This is a genomic window from Spirosoma fluminis, from assembly GCF_054778895.1.
On record NZ_BAAGZD010000041.1, the window covers coordinates 807322 to 829684 of the forward strand.

Consider the following 22363-nt stretch of genomic DNA (forward strand, 5'->3'; position numbering starts at 1 on the left):
GAAAAATGCGTAGTGACTTTCCGTTACCTGTTAATTTATGTTTAAATAACTTATTTCGTGCGACAAGAGGCCCTTATTTCCGTGAAATTTACCACCCTTAATTCCATCCAGAACTATGACTAATTTCTATCATTCATCATCACCTCCTATCTACAGCCGGAGGGTTTTACTGTGTGGCTGGCTGCTGCTTACCGCACTGGTAACCCAGGCCAAACACCCACTGTCCGGCCCTACTAAACCAACGGTTGCCTCTCTCCTGGAACCAGCCGCCGATATAACCATTAGCGGACGGGTGACGGACGGGACTACGAACGAAGCCTTAGCCGGTTGCAGCGTAGTGATGAAAGGAACGCAGCGCGGCACAACCACCGACGCGAACGGCAACTACCGGATCGCGGTACCCAACGCAAACGCAACACTGGTATTCGGATTCATCGGTTTCGTGTCGCAGGAGGTCTCCGTGGGCAACCAGACGACCATTAACGTCGCCCTGAAATCGTCGGCGTCGGAACTGAATCAGGTGGTGGTGATCGGCTACGGCAGCACCACGAAACGCGACATGACCGGCGCAGTGAAGTCGATTAAGAGCACCGATTTTAACCGGGGCATTATCAATTCGCCCGAGCAACTGATTCAGGGAAAGGTCGCCGGGGTCAACGTAACGTCGGCCAGTGGCGAGCCCGGCAGCTCCCAAACGATCAGCATTCGGGGACCGGGTGGCGTCCGGACGGGCAGTACGCCCTTGTTCGTGCTGGATGGCATTCCGCTCGACAACTCCAGTACCGGCGGGGCCACCAACCCGCTGACGTTCCTCAATCCGCAGGATATTGAAGCCGTTGACGTCCTGAAAGATGCTTCAGCCACGGCCATCTACGGGGCACGGGGCGCGAACGGCGTCGTACTGATCACGACCAAAAAAGGCAAAGCAGGCAGCGCTTCGTTCAACCTGTCGTCTAATCTGGGGATTTCGACGATGGCCCGGCCGCTGAAGATCTTCTCGGCCGACGAATACCGGCAGCAGGTAACGGCGGTGGGTGGTGTACTGGACGATAAAGGCGCATCGACCGACTGGCAAAAAGAAATCAGCCGCACGGCCTATACGCAGAACCACAACCTGTCGTTCAGTGGCGGAGCCGAGCGGCTAACGTATTACGGATCGTTCGGCGTTCAGGATCAGCAGGGCATTCTTAAAAACAGTTCGCTCAAACGCTATACTGGCCGTTTCAATGCCTCGCAGCGGTTTCTGGAAGACCGGCTCACGCTGGACGTTAACCTGACGGCTTCCTCAACGACCAACGAACGGCCTAGTGGCAGCCTGGTCGGTGGAGCCGTTACGATCGTGGGGGCTGCGATTTCGACCAATCCAACCTATCCGGCCTACGACGATAAAGGCAATCCGTTTCAGTACCAGGGCGGGGTTAATCCGCTGATTACGCTGAAACTGGAAAAAGACGTAACGACCACTAATCGGGTAGTGGGCAACATCTCGCCTTCGTTCAAAATTACGCCGAATCTGGTATATAAGCTTAATCTGGGCGTCGACAACTCCAGTTCAGTACGTGACTTGCAATCGCTGGCCAACGCGGTACCGCAGCAGGATGGACGACTGGAAAGCATCTACACTACGAACCGTAACATCCTGGTCGAGAACTACTTTACCTATACGTTGGCGAAGACCAACCACAACCTGACGGCTTTGCTGGGCCATTCCTACCAGAAGTTTTCGATTCAGGAAAGACGGTGGAGCATTAATAAATTTCCCATCACGCCGGTTGAACCGATCTATAACCCCGGTCTGGGTCAGGACTTAACGCTGGCCAACAACCGGCCCGGTGGCTACGCCATTCAGAACGAACTTCAGTCGTTTTTTGGCCGCGTGAACTACCAGTTCAACGATAAATATCTGTTGACAGCCACAGTGCGGGCCGATGGCTCCTCGAAGTTTGGATCTAATAACAAATACGGGGTATTCCCGTCGATCTCGGCGGGCTGGCGTCTGTCAGACGAAGCGTTCTTAAAATCAGGACCATTTACCGACCTGAAACTACGCGCGGGCTGGGGCCAGACAGGCAACCAGGAAATTCCGGCTAAAATCACGCAGGCGCTCTATACGGCCCAGGTATCCGGCACGACAAGCTACCCCCTCGACGGTTCCGCTACGTTCCCCGCCGGTATTTCCTATACCCGGCTGGCCAACCCCGACATTCAGTGGGAAGTATCCTCGCAGACCGACGTAGGCTTGGATTTCGCCCTATTTAAAGGAGCTTTATCCGGCTCGGTCGATTATTTCAATAAAGTATCCAACAAGATTCTGCTTGAAGTGATCCCGGCCGATCCCGTTCAACCAGCCAGTACGTACTGGACGAACGTGCCGAACATGAGCATTACAAACAAAGGCCTTGAAATTGACCTCAACTACCGCTACGCCAGCCTGAGTGGTTTCCGGTTCGACATCGGTGGAAACGTAACGTTCATCCAGAACGTGGTGAACAACTCGCCGTATTCGGTCATTACGTCGGGCTCAGCGCAGGGTTCCGGACTGACCTCGGCAACGGTTAACGGGTATATTAACGGGCAGCCAATTGGTACGTTCTTCCTGAAAGAGTTTACGGGCTTTGATGAAAAAGGCATCAGTACCTACCGCGATACGGATGGCGATGGCCTGGTGACGGACAAAGACCGCATTGCTGCGGGCAGCGCCCTGCCGACCAGGCAGTTCAACATCAACAGCAACCTGGCCTACAAAGGCTTCGATCTGGCGATCAATTTCAACGGCGTATCGGGCAACAAAGTGTACGACAACACGGCGAACTCGAACTTCTACAAGCTTCGCTTATCGAAGGGGCTGAATACAACCGACGAAGCCATTCGCTACGCTAACGAGTCGATTAATAACTCGGCTCCGGTGTCGACGCGCTTCCTGAAAGACGGCAGCTTCTTCCGGCTCAACAACCTCGCGCTGGGCTACAACCTGAGCCCTAAATCGATTGGCATGAGTCGCTGGATCAACGCCATCCGACTGTCGGTAACCGGTCAGAACCTGTTTGTTATCACCAAGTACGACGGGTACGATCCGGAGGTGAACAACGATCGCACGGTCAACGGCATTTCGTCGTACGGTATCGATTACCTCAGCTATCCGAAAGCCCGGTCGGTCATCTTTGGCCTGAATCTCACCTTTTAACCAACTTGTCATCGCCCGTCACTCGTTATGTTGGAGTGCTCACTTACCCAACGACCACGAATGACGCCATGACAACGAATGACTTTTTATAGCCATGAAAAAACTAGTTCTTTCTATACTGGCGCTGGTCAGTCTGGCCGGTACGTACAGTTGCACGAAACTCGAAGAGAACGTACTGGACGAAGCGTCGGTATCGGGTCTGTCGGATAAGCAACTGGCCGACGGCAATATTGCGCCCGTATACGCCCAGCTTCCCAATATTTTTCTGCATACGAACTACTTCAATATCCAGGAAATATCGACCGACGAGGCCATCTTGCCTTATCGGGGCGGCACCGACTGGGGCGATAACGGGATTTACCTGGCCATGCACCAGCATACCCATACCAGTACTGATCCAAACCTGAACGGTACCTGGAACTTACTTGTACAGAGTCTATCCCGTTCGGTATCGGCGGTAAATGCGCTCCCGACCATCAAGGACCCAACGGCTAAAGTGTATCTGGCCGAAGCCCGGGGAATGCGCGCCTACTACTCGATGCTGATGTTCGATCTGTTTGGACTGGTGTTTGTCAAAGAAGATCCTCAGGCAAACTCGACCGTTCTGCGGGGCGAAGCCGCCTACAATTACATCCTCAGCGAGTTAATCGCCGTGGAGCCCGATCTGCAGCCGAACGTCGGTCCCGGCCGGTTAAGCAAAGGAGCCGCCTGGGGATTACTAGCCCGGCTGTATCTGAACGCAGCGGTTTACCGCGACCGCTATGCCGACCAGTTCACGTTCCAGGCCGCCGATATGGATAAAGTGGTTGAGTACTGTGACAAAATTACCAACTCTGGGCAGTATCAGTTGGCGCGTGATTATTTCTCGATTTTCAACTCGAACAATCACGACAATAAAGAACTGATTTTCGCCGTCGATCAACGCGCTGAACTGAATGGGCACAACCGGCTAGCGTATTTCTCGATCTCGGGCGATCAGTTTCCGCTACCAGCTTTCCCGGCTGCGAACGGCACCGACGGCCCGGCCATTACGCCTGATTACTACCGGACCTGGGTGAACGCCTACAGCCCGCAAGACCCGTCGATCGACCCGCGTTTCTACCGGCAGAATCTATCGATCTACTCAAACCCAGCCGACTCATGCGTAGCAGAAGCCGACTTCAACATCAACCGGGGTATCCTGCGCGGTCAGCAATACGGCCTGCTGCGGGTAAACGGTGCGTTTGTGAAGTGTCCGGACGGTAAATACAAAGTAGGTAAACTGTTCAACGTAACGCGCAATCGCCCAACGGTTCCGGTAGTGTTTACCGAACAGGTCAATTTCACCGTAGCGGGCAGCGACTACAGCACCGGCTACCGGGTAGAAAAGTACGAGTTCAGCAAGAAATCGACCAGCGGGCGGAACCTGGGCGAAGCTGATATTTCGATTATCCGACTGGCCGATGTGTACCTGATGCGGGCCGAAGCCAAGCTGCGCAAAAGCAACGATGTTGCCAGCGCCCTGACTGATGTCAATGCCATCCGGGCCGCACGGGCCTTCCCGACTCCTCCCCCGGCCTTAACCGCTATGAACCTGGATTTGCTGTACCGGGAGCGCGGGTTTGAGCTGTACTGGGAAATGGTACGTCGGACCGATATGATTCGTTTCGGCAAATACGAAGGAACCTGGACCGAGAAAACCAACACAGACAAGCGCAAGCGCGTTTTCCCGATTCCGCAAAACGCCATCGACGGAGCCTCGAACCTACCCGGCTACCTGGTGCAAAACGAAAGCTATTAGGCTTGTCCTGTAACTTGAAGCCAGCGCCATTAGAGCTAAAACCGTAAAAAACGAAACCGGGGCATGTGATTACATGCCCCGGTTTCGTTTTTGTTAAACGCTATTTGGTATGCTTAGCGAGAGCCCATGTTGCTACCGCCCATTTTGTTCATGACTTCTTTCGACACCTTCAGATGCGCTTTCACGAGTGGATGAGCGGCTTGTTCTATGTCTTTCAGATTTTTGTCCGACGCATTCGATTTCACCTGACTCATTACGGCGTCCAGCTTTTCGTGGCCGCGTACTCCGCTTTCCTGCACATACATTTTGTCGAAATCCGCACCCGACATACCCTGCATTTTGGTTACCATCGCCTGGGTTTCTGCATCGGGCGAGCCAGGCAACGTAATACCTTTGGCACTGGCAATCTCCTGTAGCTTCGCCGATAAACCGGTTTGCTCTTCAACCTCGGCCTGCGCCAGTTGCTTTACTTCGTCACTGCTGGCGTTTTGCACGGCTATTTTACTCACTTCCAGCTGCATCATTCCGCCTTTAGCCACCTGCATCATCAGGTCCTGATCGGCACTCGACAGTTTTGCACTGCTTGGCTTGATCGCGCTAACGGCTGCTGCGCCTTTCTGATTCATGCGATCAAACGCCGACTTCGACTCTTTACCCACCATCATGTTGGTAGAGTTGGAACCCGACATCGTGCTGTTCTGCTGAGCGACCGAGATGCCCGTTACCGATAAAGCCATTAACAGACCAAGAGCAATTGAATTGGTTTTCATAACGTGTTTTGAATTTGTATACGAGTTGTTGATATATCGCTTTTTGTAACGGGTTGATTTGCGCAACTGTTTAGATATTTCTCTAAAATCTATAGAGTTTTATACAACAAGCTTACCTAACGGAATAAGAAACACCAACACTCATAAATAATCTCTTGACAATTAATTGATTATGCTACTTAAGTATTATAATTAACGCCATTGCATCAACTCCTCCCCACAGGTACTGCAGCATTACGTTCTCATTCCCGGCGTGCTGATGGTTATCATAATTTACCACGGGCACCGAGGCTACATTGGCTTTCAGGACTTGCTTGAATAACTACAGCGGCAGGCTTCCGCCTGAGGTTGCAGCAAACCAATCGGTTCGGCTGACGTGGCCTGCACGGCAGCTACAATCGACTGGGCGATTGGCAAATTCATCGGTGTACGCTGGGCATTGTAGCCTACCTCGGCATTTATTTTGATCGGTCCGGGCTGCTGTTCACGCTCGGTATCGGTTGGGTCGCAGCCAGGACGGCTCAATGGCATCCCCCGGCTTATACGTCGTAACGACTGTCCTGTCCTGCTCCATGGGCGCGGTGATCAGCACGGGTGTCAACGGGTCCAGCCCCGCGGCCCACTGTTTAGGATCCACCGGCTGTCCGTCGTAATGGGCGTGTTTTCGTGGCTCCCGGTACGCTTACTTCGCCAAACACGGCCGGTGTTGCTTCGGGCGACGTACCGTTCAGCAGCTGAGGCTGAATACCGCGTTGCTGCATCATCTGTACGATAAAAGCCATGTTCTTACGGATGTTCGCCGAATCAGCAGATACGTTCGGAATAGACAGAAACTGACGATATTCAGCCAGCAAAGCCGTCGCATTCGCCTGCCGGCACTGACGAACCTTGTCCAAGGCGACCTGCTTATCCGGGGACTTTACGGGTTTGTCTGCGCTGAGCCAGTTGGGGTAAATGAATCGTCTGAATAATCAGGAAAACGAGAACGATGCAGTGTCGAATTATATAGGTGTTTTAGCGCCCAAGATACGTGTTTCCGGTAATCCATCGGCCACCCGCTCGGCCTGTACTAGGTGCCGTTGTTCGTGCGCGATCAGAAACCGGAACGTATCGCCCACGCTGAGTTTAATCCAGCGGGCAATGGAAATAGGCACCTTCAGCCGACCGATATCGACAGCTCTGGCCCGCTGAAGTAAAGCGAGCAGTTGCTGCTGCTGATCGAAGAACTCTGCCAGAACCAGCGGTACGTTTAGCTGAGCCGCTGGGGTATGGTTCTTGAACGCTTTCATGGGCATCGCGATCCGGCCATCCGCTTTGGGGCGCATCGTTTCAGCAAAATAATTGCCTAACCAACTGCTGTTAAATTCGGGCTGAGCCGCCTTGCCCTGCTGTTCGCCGAGGGCAATGGCCTGAGTGAGCAGCGGAATATAGTACTGACCATAGCTATTCAGGTGCTCGAGGCACTGGGCGATGCTCCAGCGGTCGGGTCCGGGCTGTTGAGTCAGTTGCGCATCGGGCAGATTGCCGAAGCGCTGGCTGGCGCGGGCGAGCAGTTGATTAATTTCGGCTTCCAGTTCGGTCAATAAGGATTGGGTATGAAACGAAGGCATGGGGTTCGATTGTCGATTACACTACAAACGTACGGGCAAGCACTCCAGTGAATCTTGGTCTGCACCAAGATTTTGGAAGCCTGTGCCTCACAACTTCACCGAAGCCAGTAATTTACTGAAGGTGGTGGGATCTAACCCGATATACGACGCGATGTATTTATGCGGAATGCGTTGCAATAGATGCGGACTGCGCGTGAGCAAAATCCGAAATTTCTCTTCGGCGCTGTACGTCATCTGTTCAATATGGCGTGTCATTAACCCCGATAAAGCCTGGCTCGTAGTTAGCCGTGCCCAGGCTTCCAATTCATGGTGTCTTGCCAGCAGCCGGGCGAAATCCGGATACGCCAGCCGAAGCAGCCGACTGGCCGAAAGCGTTTCGAGGTAATAGTGCGAAGGACGCTGTAACTGAAACGAGTCGATGATGCCGGAGAAAGAACCCGCGTACGAGAAAATCAGCGTGACTTCGCGCTGGCCCTCGTTCAGCGCATACGCCCGCTGGATGCCGTCGATGACAAAATACACGTAGTGCTCAATCTCGCCAGCGGCCGTCAACAGCGTTTTGCGCTTATACGTAACAGGGTGCCAGCATTGGGCAAAATCATACCATGCCTCCGCCGACAATTGGTATCCGGCAAAGACGACCTGTTTGAGCTGCGCGACTTCTGCTGCGGAAACTAGTCTTGAACTGGACATATCGAATTACCGCTCGGCTACGCCGGTAGGCATGATGTCTGGAACTTTCGTTAGCTCGGCCCCAGCCCATAGTAACGTACCCACCCGCCCCTGCGCGTTTAGGGTAAAACTAAGCTGATCAGTGCCGTTCCAGAACTGGTCGTACACCAGCCGGAACGTATCGAAATGCCAGTGATCGAGCCGCCCGCTGATCACGTTATTGAACGACAACTGAAGCTTACCGCCCTTTAGCGTTACGTCTGCTTTGCCGTAAAGGGGGTCGGTGTAGGTGCCGACATAGGCCAACAAGGGCAAAGCCGGTTTGGTGTTCGGAATCCGTACGCTGTCGGCTTTGCGGTCGGCCAGTTTTGCCTGCTGTTTAAGGCCGCCGTACAACTGCCGAAACTCAGCGCTCCAATCGTGATTAACGCCTAAGGCAAACTCGTCGAAAGCGCGATACATCAGCGCATGGCGAAGCTCGGCATGATCGAGGTTGCTTTGCACATAAATCGCCAGCTTCTGATCCGGCAACTGCCCGTGAATGGCGACCATGCCCGTCAGGCTTCCCGTGTGAAAATTGACCCGGTGGCCCCGGTAGTCATGCTGAAACCAGCCGAGTCCGTAAGTTTTCCAGGTCGGTTTCGTCAGTTGCTGGGTCGGATAAAACTGGGCATCGGTGACGATTGTCTGGGGTTTGAACAACTCCGCCCAGGTCGCTGGCTTCAGTAACCGCTTGCCATTGTACCGACCGCTGTCCAGCATACACTGCATCCAGGCGGTCAGATCGCCGGGGCACGACCAGACCGATCCGGCCGGTCCAACGGCGTCGACCAGTCCTTCTTCGGTTGGGCTATTCACCACCCGGATTGTGTCGTTGATGTCGATATGCGGTTTAGCGCGATTGCCTTCCGTTACGTCCCGGAACAGAGCCTGGGTCCGGCGCATTCCCAGCGGCTCGAAAATGCGGGTGCGCACAAACTTATCCCAGGGCATACCGCTTACCTTTTCAATAATTTTCCCCGCGGCCAGGTACATGATGTTCTGGTAAATAAAACTCGACCGAAACGAGTACGTAGGCCGGATCATCCGCATACGACGCAGAATCTCATCCGACGAAATCTGCATGCTCGCCCACAGGAAATCGGCGTTACCAACGCCGGTATTGTGAATGAGCAGATCGCGTATCCGCAGTTCGCGCGTAACGGCCGGGTCGTACAGTTGAAAGTCGGGCAGGTAGTTCAGGACCAGGTCGTCCCAGCTTAGCTTACCTTCATCTACCAGCATACCCAGACAGGCAGCTGTCATGGCTTTAGTCGTCGAGGCCATGGCAAAAAGTGTCTGCGTATCAACGGGTTCAGGCTTACCCAGTTCTCGAACACCATACCCTTTTTTCATCAATACGTTCCCGTCTTTCACCACCGCAACGGTCAGGCCAGGCACTTTCCAGTCGTTCACTGCCTGCTGCACATAGGCATCGTAGCGAGCCACCGGATCGGTTATTGGCTTTTGGGACTGGGCACCTAACAGGTTGGCTAATGAATTGCTTACAAGAAGGATGACCAGCGTAACAAGGGCTTTCATGAGTTCAGGTTTACTGCCCCAAGATAAGGCTTTATCCGAAAGCAGGAACTGGTTAATTGTATCTATAGCGGGAGAATCAGCAAAATATCCGGTCGCTATAGCATCATCCAACTATGCAGGTTAGCTTTGTCATAACCCAATCTGTTGACCTAACGAACGAATGCTTTACATGAATCAACAACGAACCCGTAGCCGGATAGCGGGCTTCCTTACGTTTCTCCTGTTCGCCAGCAGCCTGACCAGTTACGCCCAATCGAAGTCGGCGAGTGCTCTGTCGTCCATTAAAGAAAGTGAGATCAAACGTGACCTGTTCGCCATCGGGGGCGATCACTTCCGGGGCCGCGAAGCCGGTTCGCTCGACGAATTAAAAGCATCGGTCTGGATCGCGGAACAGCTCCGGGCCATGGGCCTCCAGCCCGCGGGCGATGACGGTACGTATTTCCAGTTCTTTCATATTCAGCGTACCCGCATTACCGAAACCAGCCGGCTTAGCATCGGTAACCACCAGCTCACGCACGGCCAGGACGCGTTTATTCTGGCCCCCGCCATTGCCTCGGTAGACGCCCCGCTGGTATTTGTTGGCAAAGGCACGCCCGAAGAGCTGGCCAAGGTCGACGTAAAAGGCAAAGCGGTTGCCATAGAGTTTTCGGGAACAGCTCCCGCTGAATTAAGCTACCGGCGGTTTCTGTTCGGCACCATGACGCGCCGGGCCGCTGACCTGATCAAAGCTGGCGCCTTAGCCGTGGTGTGGGTGTCGGACAAAGAAGCGCAATTCTATTTTGACCGCTGGACAACGGGTTTAGAGCGGGGCCGGTACGACCTGCCCGGCGGCCCCAACACCCGCATCTTTTCGCAGGCTCCAACGGTCTGGCTGCCAGCCAGTGCGCTGGAGTGGGTTAAACAGCCAGGTCAGCAGTTCACGAACATCGTCAACGTCGAAAGCTTTAGCTATCCATCGGTGAACATCGTTGCCAAAGCCCCCGGCACCGACCCTAAGCTGAAGAACGAATACGTCCTGTTCAGCACTCACCAGGACCACGATGGGGTTCGCCGGGCGGTAGCGGGTGACTCGATCTGGAACGGAGCCGATGACAATGCCACGGGCTGCTCAGCGGCCCTGGCCATTGGCCGGGCGTTTATGCAGAAACCCGCGAAACGATCGGCATTGATTGTCTTTCATGGAGCCGAAGAGCGCGGGCTGCTGGGGTCGCGCTATTACGCAGCTCACCCCACCGTTCCGCTGGAATCGATTGTCGCCGTGCTGAACGGCGAGATGATGGGACGTAACGCGCCCGACAGTGCGGCCCTGCTTGGTTCGCAGCCTCCGCACATGAACTCGCGGGATCTGGTGAACAGTGCGATGGCTGCCAACCAAAGCGTGACCAAGTTCAAACTCGATACGCTCTGGGACCGCCCCGACCATCCGGAAGGCTGGTATTTCCGGAGCGACCACCTGCCCTACGCCCGCCTGAACGTGCCAGCCATCTGTTTTACGTCGCTGCTGCATCCCGATTACCATACGCCCAAAGACGAGCCATCCCGGATTGATATTGGTAAGCTGACGAATATGACCCGCTGGATGTACCTCACGGGCTGGGACGTAGCGAACCGTACCGAACGTGTGCGTCTGGTCGAAGGCTTTAAACTCGAACGGTAAGCGGCAACGCGTATCGGCACAATTATGAAGCGATCAACCTTCGCCTTTCCGTCTTTCGTCCTGCTGGCGCTGATCAGTTTAGCCGCCTGTCACCGGCCTACCTCAAAGTCAGCGGCTTATTTTCCGCCTAAAGGGAATAACTGGGCACGTATCGCCCCTGAGAAAGCCGGTATGGATGCGGCCCTGCTCGATCAGGCTGTAGCTTTTGCTAAAACGCAGGAAACTACGCAGATGGCTCCTGATTTTTCGACGCAGGAAGAAATATTCGGGAAACTGTTAGGCCCCATGCCAACCAGCCGCACGGCCACCAACGGCATCGTGTTACGTCACGGCTATATCGTGGCCGAGTGGGGCGATACCCAGCGGCCTGATCCAACCTATAGCGTCGCCAAAAGCGTCCTGTCAACCGTGCTCGGCATTACGATCGAGCGGGGCATGATCAACGACATTCACGATCCGGTTGCGAAGCGGATTCACGACGGCGGGTACGAGTCATCCCAGAACCAGCGTGTTACCTGGGAGCATCATGCGCGTCAAACGAGTGAATGGGAAGGCAGCCTTTGGGGCAAGAACAGCGATTTTGTGGGTAAGGAAGCGTTTGGCAAAGGCGAACGGAAGCCCCGCTCCCTGCAACAGCCCGGTACCAATTACGAATACAACGATGTCCGAATTAACCGAATGGCATTATCGTTGCTCCGGCTATGGAAAAAACCCATTCCCGACGTAGTACGCGATGAAATTATGAATCCGATTGGCGCATCAGACACCTGGCAGTACATTCCGTACCCCAACGCCCTGGCCGATGTCGACGGGAAACAACTGCCGTCGGTGAGTGGCGGCACACGCTGGGGTGGTGGCTTGTGGATTAATGCCCGCGACGAAGCCCGCTTTGGGTACCTGTTTCTGCGGCAGGGCCGCTGGAACGACCGCCAGATCGTGTCGGCCGACTGGGTGAAGCAGGCCACAACGCCGGGGCCGGTTGGTCCGCCTTACGGCTATTTGTGGTGGCTGAACACTCCCGACCGTACGACGGGTAAAAAGCCGTGGCCCGATGCGCCAACAAGCAGTTTTGCCGCGCTTGGGGCGGGCCAGAACACGATCTGGGTCGATCCCGAACATGACATTGTCATTGTCTGGCGCTGGCATAACGGCAATCCCAACGAACTGATCAAGCGGGTATTGGCAGCGGTAGAAAAGTAACGTAACTCGTTTTTCAGATCCGACGACTTTAAACCTTACTCTGGCGACCATGTTCTAATACGTATCGGGAATGCAGAAAGCCCGTCTGACTACACCCTGGGGAGTGGCCTGAACAACTTTATATCAGCCTGGTGAACAAGACCGTAGTTGCCAATGTCTGTAGACCCATATCAACGGAGAAATACTGAAATACTCAGCGTGCATACTATATTTGATGTCAACTTTGCTCCGAAACGTTGAGACCCGCCATACATAGATTCTATTATTATGACTGCCATAGCCGAACGCGAACGTATTTACGAACGAGCCGATAACAAGGGCTGGAAAAAGTGGGGACCGTATTTGTCGGACCGCGCCTGGGGAACCGTTCGGGAAGATTACAGTCCGTATGGCGACGCCTGGAACTACGTGACCCACGATATGGCCCGTTCGCGTGCTTACCGCTGGGGTGAAGAAGGCATCGGAGGCATTTCGGATAATAAAGGCCATATCTGCTTTGCGCTGGCGTTCTGGAATCACAAAGACAACATCCTCAAAGAGCGCCTGTTCGGCCTGTCCGGACCGGAAGGAAACCATGGCGAAGACGTAAAGGAACTCTACTATTACCTGGATAGTACGCCCACGCACTCCTTCATGAAAATGCTGTACAAATACCCACAGCAGGAGTTTCCTTATAACCGGCTCGTGATCGAAACGATGCGCCGGGGGCGGCAGGACCCCGAGTTTGAGTTACTCGACACCGGCATTTTTGCGCAGGACGAGTACTTCGATATTTTTATTGAGTACGCCAAAGCCGATCAGAACGACTGGCTGGTGAAGATAACGGCTCATAACCGCTCGGCGCAGGAGGCTCCGCTCACTATATTACCTACCATCTGGTTTAGGAATACGTGGTCGTGGGGGTATGAGCAGTACAATGCCCGGCCTATGCTGAACGGCATTGCTAACAACCAGGTTGAAGTAAACCATAAGCAGCTTGGCAAATTTAAACTATACTGCGAAGATGCTGATGCCCTGCTGTTCTGTGACAACGACACCAACACCGAGCGACTCTACGGTCGGCCTAACGTATCGAAATACCCCAAAGACAGTATCAACAACTACATTACGTCGGGCGGGAAGAAGCATTTTATAAATCCTAATCAGATCGGTACGAAAGCGGCCGCGCAGTACGTTCGGCAGGTGCCCGCGGGAGGGAGTGTCAGCGTTCGGCTTCGTTTCAGCGACCATACCACCCTGTCGCAGCCGTTCGCGGATTTCGATGCCATCTGGGATCAGCGCGTGGAGGAGGCCGATGCGTTTTTCGGTAATTTACAGAAAAACGTTACGGATCCGGAGTTACTGGCCATTCAGCGGCAGGCGTATGCCGGTATGCTCTGGAACAAGCAGTTTTACTACTACAACGTCAACGAGTGGCTGAAAGGTGACCCCAAAATGCCGGTGCCGTTTCAGGGCCGGGTTTACGCCCGAAATGAAAACTGGCGGCACATGTACACGGCTAACATCCTCTCCATGCCCGACAAGTGGGAGTATCCGTGGTTTGCAGCCTGGGACCTGGCTTTCCATACGTTGACGCTTGCCCGGCTCGACCCGCACTTTGCCAAACGGCAACTGGCGGTCATTCTGCGGGAGTACTACATGCACCCGAACGGCCAGATTCCGGCGTACGAGTGGAATTTTGGGGACGTAAACCCACCCGTTCACGCCTGGGCTACCTGGAAAGTATACGAGATCGACCGGGATTTGAACGGCGTCGGCGACGTAGCGTTTCTGGAGCGGGCGTTCCATAAACTCCTGCTGAACTTTACGTGGTGGGTAAACCGGAAAGACGTAGAAGGCAATAACATTTTCGGGGGCGGCTTTCTCGGCCTCGATAACATCGGGGTGTTCGACCGCAGCCAGCCGCTGCCCATGGGTGGACGGATCGAACAGGCGGACGGCACGGGCTGGATGGCCATGTATACGCTCAATATGTTACGTATTGCCTGCGAAATCTCATTGACCCGGCCGTCGTATCAGGATATGGCCAGCAAGTTCTTCGAGCACTTTCTGCACATTGCCGCAGCCATGAATAACCTGGGCAAGCAGGGCATCAGCCTCTGGGACGAAGTAGACCAATTCTACTACGATGTGCTGCATACGCCCGACAATAACGCGCGGCTGCTGAAAATCCGCTCGATGGTGGGTCTTATTCCGCTGTTTGCCGTCGAGATTCTGGATGAGGAACTGCTTTCCAAATTACCGGACTTCAAACGGCGGGTTGAGTGGGTATTGACCAACCGGCCCGATCTGGCGTCGCTGGTTTCCCGCTGGCACGAACCCGGTAAAGGCGAAACGCACCTGCTGAGTTTGCTGCGTGGTCACCGGATGAAAATGATTCTGAAGCGCATGTTCGACGAAACCGAGTTCTTGTCGGATTATGGAATTCGGGCGCTGTCGAAATACCACGAAAAGACACCATATCAGTTTGAACTCAACAGCGAGATCTTCCAGGTACGCTACGTACCGGCGGAGTCAGAGATGAGCATGTTCGGGGGTAATTCAAACTGGCGGGGGCCGATCTGGTTCCCGGTAAACTTCCTCCTGATCGACTCGCTGCTGAAGTTCTATCAGTATTACGGCGACGACTTTGAGATCGAGTACCCAACGCATTCGGGGCAGGTGATGAGCATTAAAGAAGCGACCATTCAGGTAGCCGACCGGCTCATTAACATCTTCCGGCGCGATGCTGATGGACGTATTGCCGCCTACGGCTATGATGACAAGCTACAGAACGACCCGCACTTCCAGGGCCTGTATCTGTTCTATGAATACTTCCACGGCGACGTTGGAGCAGGACTCGGCGCGAATCACCAGACTGGCTGGACCGGCCTCGTTGCCGACCTGATTGAATATTGGTATAAGTACCAGCCGGAAAGCACCACAGTGAGTGCCGAAAAGTAAACGAAAATGCCGGGTTCTATCCGGCATTTTCGTTTTAGAAATATATTCGCAGCTTCATTCTGCGCACCGTACTGGTTCATGACTCCGATCACCACACCCCGACTAACGCTTTTATGCCTCGACTTACTCACTTACGAAGCCCTGTTCGCCGGCCCAGCCGCCCTCAGCAGACATCTTAAAATCAAGGTACCCAACGTATTAAGTGAGTTCGGGATGGAGTCGTTTCGGTACACGCAGGATAAGCTGATGCATGACCCTACCGAAGGCCCCTGGTGGCTGTATCTGTTTATTCATCGTCAGGAACGGGCTCTGGTAGGCATTGGTGGCTACAAAGGCAAGCCTGATGAATATGGTATGGTTGAGATCGGTTACGAAATCTACGAATCGCACCGCAACCAGGGTTTGGCGACCGAAGCCGCCGAGGGCCTGATTAACCGAGCGTTTGAGCATCCGGAGGTTGATACCGTTCAGGCGCACACCCTGGCGCAGGAGAATCCATCGGTTCGCGTACTGAAACGATGCGGCATGAAATTCGTCGACGCTTTCGAGGCTACCGACGATGGGCCCATCTGGCAATGGGAAGTCAGCCGTCGCAGTGCCCTCGTCTATTAGTCAACGCTTATACAACCGCCCGTTCCAGCAACCGAATCGTTCCCCGGTCGGCGTCGATCTCCGCGCTGATGCCCAGCGGCACGGTAAACTTATCGGCGATATGGCCGATCATGGAGCCCGCAAAGGCCGGTACGTTCAGCGGACCAATATGCTCCGTCAGCACGTCTTCCAGGGTCAGCGAACCGTACCCACCGCTGCCGGGTTCGCAACTGGTGCATTTACCGATTACGATACCCGCCACCTGGTTCAGCACACCGGCCAGTTTCAGATGCGTGATCATGCGGTCTACGCTGTACACATCTTCGTGCGTATCTTCCACGAACAAGATTTTACCTTTCCAGTCCGGCAGGAAAGGTGAGCCGATGAGGTGGCACAAAACGGTTAGATTACCGCCTGCCAGTTGCCCCCGCGCTGTTCCCGGCCGTATCGTCGTGATCCGATCTTTGGTTTGGGCAAGCGTGTCTTCTTTTTTGGCCGGATTTGCGAACGACACCGCTTCGCCATCCATGAGCACCCGCCGAAACCAGTCGACGGTATACGGATTCCAGGTGGCCGAGCCTACCGGACCGTGCAGCGTTGTCAGACCGGTTTTGGCGTAAATGCCCAGCAGTAAGGCCGTGATGTCACTGTAGCCAATGAGCATTTTTGGATTTCGCCGAATCAAATCATAATCCAGTAAGGGAAGGATTCGGGCGCATCCCCAACCGCCGTGCATCGCCATGACCATATTCACCGACGGGTCGCCGAACATAGCATTGAGGTCAGCCGCCCGGTCCGCATCGCGACCAGCCAAGTAACCGTATCGGTCATACAGATGAGGAGACAGTTTTGCCTTCAGTCCTAACGCCTGTAACGATTCAATGGTTACCTGCACTGTTTCTCGACTGTAAGCGGGAGCAGCCGGACAAATCAATCCAACGGTGTCACCTGGTTTCAGCCGTGGCGGTTTCAACGGAACGAGTGCCTGGATACCCGAGGAGACAAACGGAGCAAGGAGGGCGGTTTTTAAGATCGAACGGCGGGTAGTCATAGATGTGGGCGTGTCATTTTCAAATCTTCTGATCACAAGAGCGTAGTAACACCTCACAAATAAACGCATTCAAACCCCTTTTCCTACCAGTTTGGTCGTTTCCGGAAGCGATACGCCAACTCCACCGGTAACGCTTTTAAGCTGTTTCTGTAACTGCAGACCAGATGAGAAACGCTTTGCGACGACAGAATTATCCAATGATTTTGTTTGCCAGGTTCAACGTCGAATCGACTAATCGCCTGAAACCTTAAACAAACACATCATGAATCCAACATCTTTTGCAGCCCTGTTTATTACAAATTTTACGCTGCTGTCTATCTTTCAACGGGGAGCTGCCGTTGATGCTCCTGTCCCAGGCGTTGACCCTCAGTGGTTCAAAAGTATTGTGGGAGCCGGTATCATTACCCTTGGTCAGTATGTGGCGGATAACGCTCTAGCCGCAAAAAGCAGATCGTGAAGTACCAGCACTTTGTCTTAGTTTCGGCACCCGGCTCAACAGCTGGGTGCTGAAGTAATTCGCATAACGTAAATGGCCGGTTAAAGCGTTACTGAAAAATTACCGCTTACTCAGATGGAAGATAATGGCCGCTTGGTCTGAAAGTTTGTACCTACAATAGGTAGTAGCAACAAACCTTCCCCTGAGAAAACTTCTTTTCTGAAACCAGGTTGAGATACCATGCAGCCTGAGGACTCAAATCGGAAGTGGGGGCACCTGGCAGTGCCCATGAGCGACTTCCAGCTCAAATTACAACAACAGCCTACAGTGTCTATGCTATCGCGTTTGGCTTTACTTCACCAGGTAGCGAAAACATACGTATTGGAAACCCTTGCCGAGTTGCCTGTTCATGCTCAGGATGTCAGAGTAGAAGAGCTTACGGACCCGCCCATGTTTGATCTGGTGATTGAAGATGCCGTCGTCCTCATTCACTATAGCTACAAACTGGACTAAGCGGCTAACCCCGGCTAGTTATCATTGTTCCTATCTGATTTCACTCAATACTGAACGGCCCTACACAGTGCAATTTTCAGAGCACTAGCCAGGGTGGACAAGCCCTTTATTTTACAAAACAATTATAATCAACGGCAGTTTATAATACAAATAAAACATAAAACTGCGTTATGAAAATTGCTGTTGAAAAAGATCAGGCGAAGCCGCTCTTAGCCGATGGACAACATACCGTCACCATCGCTAAGATTGACGAAGGCACGAGTGAAAATAAAGGTGTTCCTTTCTTCGCGGTTCGTTTCGAGACCGAAGAGGGCTACGTATCGCACCGGTTCTACCAGTCGCGGGCGGGGATGTCAAACATTGTCAGCCTGTTTGAACAAGCCGGTATTGACGTTAAGGAAGGCGATACACTGGATACCAAGCAGTTAATTGGCAAACAGGTGACCATTGACGTAGGTGAACGCTCCTATACAGACCCCGAAACGGGAAACGAACGTACACTTAAACAGGCCATGAATTTCCTGGTTAGCTAAACTCAGTCCGGGCAGGATGCTACGTAGCATCCTGCCAAGCTATATCCAGGCCGGCTCGGCAGTTAATTACGGTTTATACCCAAACTTAAGGATATAGCCTTTCTTGCCGTCACCTTCGCTGGCAATGAACAGATCACCGTTTGGTGCGAAGCATATACCTTCTGGCTGGCGAAACAGCCCGGAATCAAGAGCCACGGTATAGATGATTTTCGCGCGTCGGCTGGTGATCAGCAGGCGCTTCCCGGCGGCACTCAGTATGTACCACTCGCCCGTGATGGGGTGCACGGCAATGCCCGATGGTTTATACGTCTTCGCATCAACACCGGCTGCTTTCAATTGCTCGTCGCTCAGTTGCATATCTTTAAATACGGCCCGGTTCAGCAGATCATAGGAATAAACCGCTTTGTCGCTCGATGCGCCCCCACCCTGTTTAACGGCGATCAGCAGCCGCTTTGTTTTCGGGTCGTACCCTAACCCCTCTACTTCCGTTTTCTTGGGCAGGTCCGTTTTCGTACGGCCAATCTGGGTCGATTCCGGTTCAAAGCGAAACAGGTTACCGTTGCTTTCCAGAACGTAAACCTGATCGCCTACGTATTCGATGCCTTCAAAATCGCCATATCCGCCAAACCCAAAGTCCTGCACGACCTTTCTCTTGTTGATGTCGAACACATACACCACGGCTTCTTCGTCCTGCGCGCAGAGGAGTTTATCATTTTTGAAATATGTCAGGCCTGATATTTCCCGGAGTGTGTTCGGCAACGTATACGTCTCGGCGGGTTTGGTGAGCTGATACGGGAAACGAAAAGGGGAATCGAGCGTACCGGTTTCGGGCTGTTCATTTTTCCGGGATGAAGTACCGCAACCGGCCAGTAATATTGAGAGGATAAGCAGCAGACAACGCATGGTCAGGACGTATAAGGGTTAGATAGACGGCTTTGCGGGAAGGCATACAGGCATTCGGGCGGTAAAATAAGGCATTCAGCCGGTTTGTTTTTCGTGAATTGGGCCGGGATGTTAGATTTGTATACGAACCAACTCCTCCATGACGCACCGCCTAACGACCCGGCAAAAATGGCAACTCGCAATCAGCGTGTTCGTTGTGTACTGGCCCATCCGGATGTACGTAAACATCAGCAATCCAAGCTGGGCGTTTCGGGTAACGCGCATTCCATTTTTTGTGATGGAAATCGTGCTGTCTATCTTTTTCTTTTTTGCCTGGATCAGCGTTACCGAATGGATTCAACGCCGGTTGTCATCCTGGTTTGGCGAAGGATTATTTATTGAATTCAAGATACCCGCCCAACTCGCTACCATTCTGATCGCCAGCCTGATGGCTGTTGTTTTTAACTTCGGATTTTCGGCACTCTGGCATTCGCTGGATGAGTTTCTGGAAAGCAAAATTCCGGCTTACCGGTTCCAGCCCCGTCGGCAGACGGCCATACCACACACCCCGGAAATGATGCTGCTGCGTAAGGAAAACCGCGATCAGCGCGGTCGGGTCAATAATGGTCTGACCGTACTGGCCATGCTGTCGGCCTTCTACCTGGCGGCCAACCGGCGCGCGTACCGACGCCTGGAAGATGTACAGATACGCGCTGAACGGCTGGAAAAAGAAAACGTGCAGGCTCAGTTTGCCGCTCTGAAAAGTCAGGTAAATCCGCACTTTTTGTTCAATAGCCTAAGTATTCTGTCGTCGCTGGTTCATGCCGACGCTGACTTGTCGGAACGGTTTATCGATCAGTTGTCCCGCGCTTACCGCTACATTCTGGAGCAAAAAGACAACGAGCGCGTCCTGCTCAAAACAGAACTTGAATTCATCCAGGCGTACCGCTTTTTGCTGAATATCCGGTTCGAGAACAAATTTGACGTCATCATCAACGTACCGGAAGCTGATCAGACTCGCTACAGCATTGCGCCCCTGACCCTTCAGTTGCTGGTTGAAAATGCGGTCAAACACAACCGAATGTCGGCCCGGGAGCCCCTACAGGTGCACATTCAGCTGGAAGGCGATTGTCTGGTTGTGCAGAACAACCTTCAGCATAGGCCCCAATCCGAAACATCAACCGGGCTGGGATTACAGAATATTATCAATCGCTACACCTTGTTAACCGACCGCCCGGTCTGGATTGGTGAGGTAGATGGAAGCTTCGTGGTGGAGATTCCTTTATTAGTTGAACGGCCCGGTGATCTGATGCCGCTCCGTCCGGTAAATGAGCAGGTGTAAGCCTGGTTTACGGCGGAGGCCTTCTTATTTTTTAGTTAGCTTATGAACGTTGTTATTATTGAAGACGAAAACCTGACTGCCAAACGACTCGAAGGACTGCTTCACAAATATGATCCATCCGTTAACGTACTGGCCCAAATTCCGTCCGTAGCCGACGCGGTCGATTGGTTCGGTCATCCGCATCCGGCTATCGATCTAGTGTTCATGGACATTCACCTGGAAGATGATCTGGGGTTCCGCATCTTCGAGCAGGCCAAACTCACTACGCCCGTGGTGTTTACGACCGCCTACGACGAATACATGATTCAGGCCTTTAAGGTAAACAGCATCGATTACCTGCTCAAGCCCATTAATTACGACGAGCTGGTGGCGGCAATCGAAAAATTCAAGTCGCTCAAACAGCAGTTTGGAACGTCTTCGTCCATTACCCCGGACCTTGAAACCTTGTTAGGCCTGCTTGGTCAGCCAAAGCCGACCGACTACAAAGACCGTTTCATGATTACGGTCGGCACCAAAATACGCAGCATCGAGACCAGCGAGATCGCGTACTTTTTTCTGGAAGAAAAGATTGTATTTCTGGTCACTAAAGATGGCCTGAATCTACCTGTCGATTACAGTCTCGATAAACTCACGCAACTGCTGAACCCCCGCCAGTTTTTTCGGATCAGCCGCCAGTTTCTGGTGTCGCTGCCCGCCATTCAAACCATTCACACCTTCTCGGCGGGTAAGTTAAAGCTGGACTTAATGCCCCGACCGAAGCAGGAGGTTTTTGTGAGTGGCGACCGAATGACGGAGTTTAAAGAGTGGCTGGGGAAGTAAACCGGTACAGATACGGCGCTTTGTGGGCACCTCCGGTCCTCTTTTTTCGAGCCGTTCCAAAATACCAAGACTCAGCATTTTGCGCTGAAAATTAGTCCGCTGCAACGGTTTTCCCAGTCTAGTTTCGTATACCTGCTGAAGATCGGCCATCGTAAAAGCCTCGGGCAGCAAATTAAAACCAATCAGCTTGTCATCCAGATTGGCCCGCAGAGTTTCCAGCGCCTTCTGCACAATGTGCCCGTGCTCGAACACCAGTGCGGGCAGATTCGCCAGATCATGCCACGCGCAACTAGCCGACAGGGCATCCGGCATTGGACTGGCCTTCGTAAAGTCAATCAGGGCGTAGTACCCGATGGAAACAAACCGGCGCAGGAGCCAATGGTCATCGGCTAACGGAATACCAACTTTCGCCAAAATTGTCCGCTGCGTTTCGGCATCCCGCCGATTGCAGTCACCAAACGTATAGAACTGCTCGTGATAGATATGCCGCAGGCCGGTACGTACTGCCAGCATGCGGGAAGCGGCTTCGTCCAGATCTTCCGACTCGTAAACAAACCCACCCGGCGAAGCAAAAAGGCTTGAGTTACATAACTCAAGCAGCAGGATCTTCAACTGACCTTCGTGAAATCCAAAGATGACCGTATCAATCGATAATCCGGGCAAAACCTCACTCCCATCCGGCAGAAGAGCCGTACAGTTCTCCCGCAAACTCATGTAAAGCCTTTTTTGGTGAAAAATAAGAAAAGATGGTCGCTGCCAACGTACCGTTTGTTGACGTATCAATCTAATCCAATGAAGC

General features: G+C 53.2%; 20 protein-coding genes. 11 read left to right on the forward strand and 9 right to left on the reverse strand.

From position 1 onward, the window contains the following. Nucleotides 1-115: 115 nt before the first annotated feature. A complete protein-coding gene (locus ACYVBJ_RS25280; RefSeq protein WP_460985070.1) occupies nt 116-3184 on the forward strand; it encodes a SusC/RagA family TonB-linked outer membrane protein in 3069 nt (1022 codons plus the stop codon). Nucleotides 3185-3278: 94 nt separating this feature from the next. Further along, nucleotides 3279-4964: a RagB/SusD family nutrient uptake outer membrane protein gene (locus ACYVBJ_RS25285; protein ID WP_460985071.1), complete on the forward strand. Its 1686-nt coding sequence runs from the start codon at nt 3279-3281 to the stop codon at nt 4962-4964. A 113-nt stretch (nt 4965-5077) separates the two neighbouring features. Here the strand turns inward: ACYVBJ_RS25285 and ACYVBJ_RS25290 are convergent, their stop codons facing one another. The 6 genes from ACYVBJ_RS25290 to ACYVBJ_RS25315 form a co-directional block, all read right to left on the reverse strand. Further along, a complete protein-coding gene (locus ACYVBJ_RS25290) occupies nt 5078-5734 on the reverse strand; it encodes a DUF4142 domain-containing protein (protein WP_460985072.1) in 657 nt (218 codons plus the stop codon). Between the two features lie 484 nt (nt 5735-6218). Then, a complete protein-coding gene (locus ACYVBJ_RS25295) occupies nt 6219-6371 on the reverse strand; it encodes a hypothetical protein (RefSeq protein ID WP_460985073.1) in 153 nt (50 codons plus the stop codon). Continuing rightward, on the reverse strand, nt 6361-6630 hold the full coding sequence (locus ACYVBJ_RS25300) for a hypothetical protein (RefSeq protein WP_460985074.1): 270 nt from the start codon (nt 6628-6630) through the stop codon (nt 6361-6363). Before ACYVBJ_RS25300 ends, ACYVBJ_RS25295 begins: the two co-directional genes overlap by 11 nt. 105 nt (nt 6631-6735) lie before the next feature. Further along, on the reverse strand, nt 6736-7344 hold the full coding sequence (locus ACYVBJ_RS25305; RefSeq protein ID WP_460985075.1) for a DinB family protein: 609 nt from the start codon (nt 7342-7344) through the stop codon (nt 6736-6738). Between the two features lie 87 nt (nt 7345-7431). Next, complete coding sequence (locus ACYVBJ_RS25310; protein ID WP_460985076.1) at nt 7432-8037, reverse strand: Crp/Fnr family transcriptional regulator; 606 nt, start codon at nt 8035-8037, stop codon at nt 7432-7434. A gap of 6 nt (nt 8038-8043) precedes the next feature. Next, nucleotides 8044-9597, reverse strand: coding sequence for a serine hydrolase (locus ACYVBJ_RS25315; RefSeq protein WP_460985077.1), 1554 nt, complete (start codon nt 9595-9597; stop codon nt 8044-8046). Nucleotides 9598-9766: 169 nt separating this feature from the next. Between ACYVBJ_RS25315 and ACYVBJ_RS25320 the strand changes: the two genes are divergently transcribed. From ACYVBJ_RS25320 to ACYVBJ_RS25335, 4 genes are all read left to right on the forward strand, one after another. Continuing rightward, on the forward strand, nt 9767-11254 hold the full coding sequence (locus ACYVBJ_RS25320) for a M28 family peptidase (protein ID WP_460985078.1): 1488 nt from the start codon (nt 9767-9769) through the stop codon (nt 11252-11254). A gap of 24 nt (nt 11255-11278) precedes the next feature. Further along, nucleotides 11279-12454, forward strand: coding sequence for a serine hydrolase domain-containing protein (locus ACYVBJ_RS25325; RefSeq protein ID WP_460985079.1), 1176 nt, complete (start codon nt 11279-11281; stop codon nt 12452-12454). A gap of 267 nt (nt 12455-12721) precedes the next feature. Next, nucleotides 12722-15397 carry an MGH1-like glycoside hydrolase domain-containing protein gene (locus tag ACYVBJ_RS25330; protein ID WP_460985080.1) on the forward strand — a complete coding sequence of 892 codons (2676 nt, stop codon included), beginning with the start codon at nt 12722-12724 and terminating at the stop codon, nt 15395-15397. 78 nt (nt 15398-15475) lie between these two features. Then, nucleotides 15476-16009 (forward strand): GNAT family N-acetyltransferase, encoded by a 534-nt coding sequence (locus ACYVBJ_RS25335; RefSeq protein ID WP_460985081.1) that lies wholly within the window; start codon nt 15476-15478, stop codon nt 16007-16009. A 7-nt stretch (nt 16010-16016) separates the two neighbouring features. Here the strand turns inward: ACYVBJ_RS25335 and ACYVBJ_RS25340 are convergent, their stop codons facing one another. Continuing rightward, nucleotides 16017-17039 (reverse strand): S66 peptidase family protein, encoded by a 1023-nt coding sequence (locus ACYVBJ_RS25340; RefSeq protein WP_460985082.1) that lies wholly within the window; start codon nt 17037-17039, stop codon nt 16017-16019. A gap of 262 nt (nt 17040-17301) precedes the next feature. Between ACYVBJ_RS25340 and ACYVBJ_RS25345 the strand changes: the two genes are divergently transcribed. The 3 genes from ACYVBJ_RS25345 (at nt 17302) to ACYVBJ_RS25355 (ending at nt 18521) form a co-directional block, all read left to right on the forward strand. Then, nucleotides 17302-17496, forward strand: a complete 195-nt coding sequence (locus ACYVBJ_RS25345) for a hypothetical protein (RefSeq protein WP_460985083.1) — start codon at nt 17302-17304, stop codon at nt 17494-17496. Nucleotides 17497-17715: 219 nt separating this feature from the next. Continuing rightward, nucleotides 17716-17988: a hypothetical protein gene (locus ACYVBJ_RS25350; protein WP_460985084.1), complete on the forward strand. Its 273-nt coding sequence runs from the start codon at nt 17716-17718 to the stop codon at nt 17986-17988. Nucleotides 17989-18158: 170 nt separating this feature from the next. Further along, nucleotides 18159-18521, forward strand: coding sequence for a hypothetical protein (locus ACYVBJ_RS25355; protein WP_460985085.1), 363 nt, complete (start codon nt 18159-18161; stop codon nt 18519-18521). A gap of 66 nt (nt 18522-18587) precedes the next feature. Here ACYVBJ_RS25355 and ACYVBJ_RS25360 read toward each other — a convergent pair whose 3' ends face one another. Then, nucleotides 18588-19424 carry an SdiA-regulated domain-containing protein gene (locus ACYVBJ_RS25360; protein ID WP_460985086.1) on the reverse strand — a complete coding sequence of 279 codons (837 nt, stop codon included), beginning with the start codon at nt 19422-19424 and terminating at the stop codon, nt 18588-18590. Nucleotides 19425-19563: 139 nt separating this feature from the next. On the opposite strand from ACYVBJ_RS25360, the gene ACYVBJ_RS25365 reads away from it, so the two are divergent. Together ACYVBJ_RS25365 and ACYVBJ_RS25370 are read left to right on the forward strand one after the other, a co-directional pair. Then, nucleotides 19564-20745, forward strand: coding sequence for a sensor histidine kinase (locus ACYVBJ_RS25365; RefSeq protein ID WP_460985087.1), 1182 nt, complete (start codon nt 19564-19566; stop codon nt 20743-20745). 42 nt (nt 20746-20787) lie between these two features. Beyond that, a complete protein-coding gene (locus tag ACYVBJ_RS25370; protein ID WP_460985088.1) occupies nt 20788-21564 on the forward strand; it encodes a LytR/AlgR family response regulator transcription factor in 777 nt (258 codons plus the stop codon). On the opposite strand, the gene ACYVBJ_RS25375 is transcribed toward ACYVBJ_RS25370, so the two are convergent. Then, the gene (locus tag ACYVBJ_RS25375) at nt 21487-22278 is read right to left on the reverse strand and encodes an NUDIX hydrolase (protein ID WP_460985089.1); all 792 of its coding nucleotides are present in this window, start codon (nt 22276-22278) and stop codon (nt 21487-21489) included. The genes ACYVBJ_RS25370 and ACYVBJ_RS25375 overlap by 78 nt on opposite strands. Nucleotides 22279-22363: the final 85 nt, after the last annotated feature.

Coding starts and splice junctions, on each gene's coding strand:
- ACYVBJ_RS25320 (WP_460985078.1), top strand. CDS start 9,767: ATGAATCAACAACGAACCCGTAGCCGGATAGCGGGCTTCCTTACGTTT.
- ACYVBJ_RS25285 (WP_460985071.1), top strand. CDS start 3,279: ATGAAAAAACTAGTTCTTTCTATACTGGCGCTGGTCAGTCTGGCCGGT.
- ACYVBJ_RS25310 (WP_460985076.1), bottom strand. CDS start 8,037: ATGTCCAGTTCAAGACTAGTTTCCGCAGCAGAAGTCGCGCAGCTCAAA.
- ACYVBJ_RS25340 (WP_460985082.1), bottom strand. CDS start 17,039: ATGACTACCCGCCGTTCGATCTTAAAAACCGCCCTCCTTGCTCCGTTT.
- ACYVBJ_RS25360 (WP_460985086.1), bottom strand. CDS start 19,424: ATGCGTTGTCTGCTGCTTATCCTCTCAATATTACTGGCCGGTTGCGGT.
- ACYVBJ_RS25305 (WP_460985075.1), bottom strand. CDS start 7,344: ATGCCTTCGTTTCATACCCAATCCTTATTGACCGAACTGGAAGCCGAA.
- ACYVBJ_RS25350 (WP_460985084.1), top strand. CDS start 17,716: ATGCAGCCTGAGGACTCAAATCGGAAGTGGGGGCACCTGGCAGTGCCC.
- ACYVBJ_RS25325 (WP_460985079.1), top strand. CDS start 11,279: ATGAAGCGATCAACCTTCGCCTTTCCGTCTTTCGTCCTGCTGGCGCTG.
- ACYVBJ_RS25330 (WP_460985080.1), top strand. CDS start 12,722: ATGACTGCCATAGCCGAACGCGAACGTATTTACGAACGAGCCGATAAC.
- ACYVBJ_RS25355 (WP_460985085.1), top strand. CDS start 18,159: ATGAAAATTGCTGTTGAAAAAGATCAGGCGAAGCCGCTCTTAGCCGAT.
- ACYVBJ_RS25375 (WP_460985089.1), bottom strand. CDS start 22,278: ATGAGTTTGCGGGAGAACTGTACGGCTCTTCTGCCGGATGGGAGTGAG.
- ACYVBJ_RS25370 (WP_460985088.1), top strand. CDS start 20,788: ATGAACGTTGTTATTATTGAAGACGAAAACCTGACTGCCAAACGACTC.
- ACYVBJ_RS25280 (WP_460985070.1), top strand. CDS start 116: ATGACTAATTTCTATCATTCATCATCACCTCCTATCTACAGCCGGAGG.
- ACYVBJ_RS25290 (WP_460985072.1), bottom strand. CDS start 5,734: ATGAAAACCAATTCAATTGCTCTTGGTCTGTTAATGGCTTTATCGGTA.
- ACYVBJ_RS25345 (WP_460985083.1), top strand. CDS start 17,302: ATGAATCCAACATCTTTTGCAGCCCTGTTTATTACAAATTTTACGCTG.
- ACYVBJ_RS25335 (WP_460985081.1), top strand. CDS start 15,476: ATGACTCCGATCACCACACCCCGACTAACGCTTTTATGCCTCGACTTA.
- ACYVBJ_RS25315 (WP_460985077.1), bottom strand. CDS start 9,597: ATGAAAGCCCTTGTTACGCTGGTCATCCTTCTTGTAAGCAATTCATTA.
- ACYVBJ_RS25365 (WP_460985087.1), top strand. CDS start 19,564: ATGACGCACCGCCTAACGACCCGGCAAAAATGGCAACTCGCAATCAGC.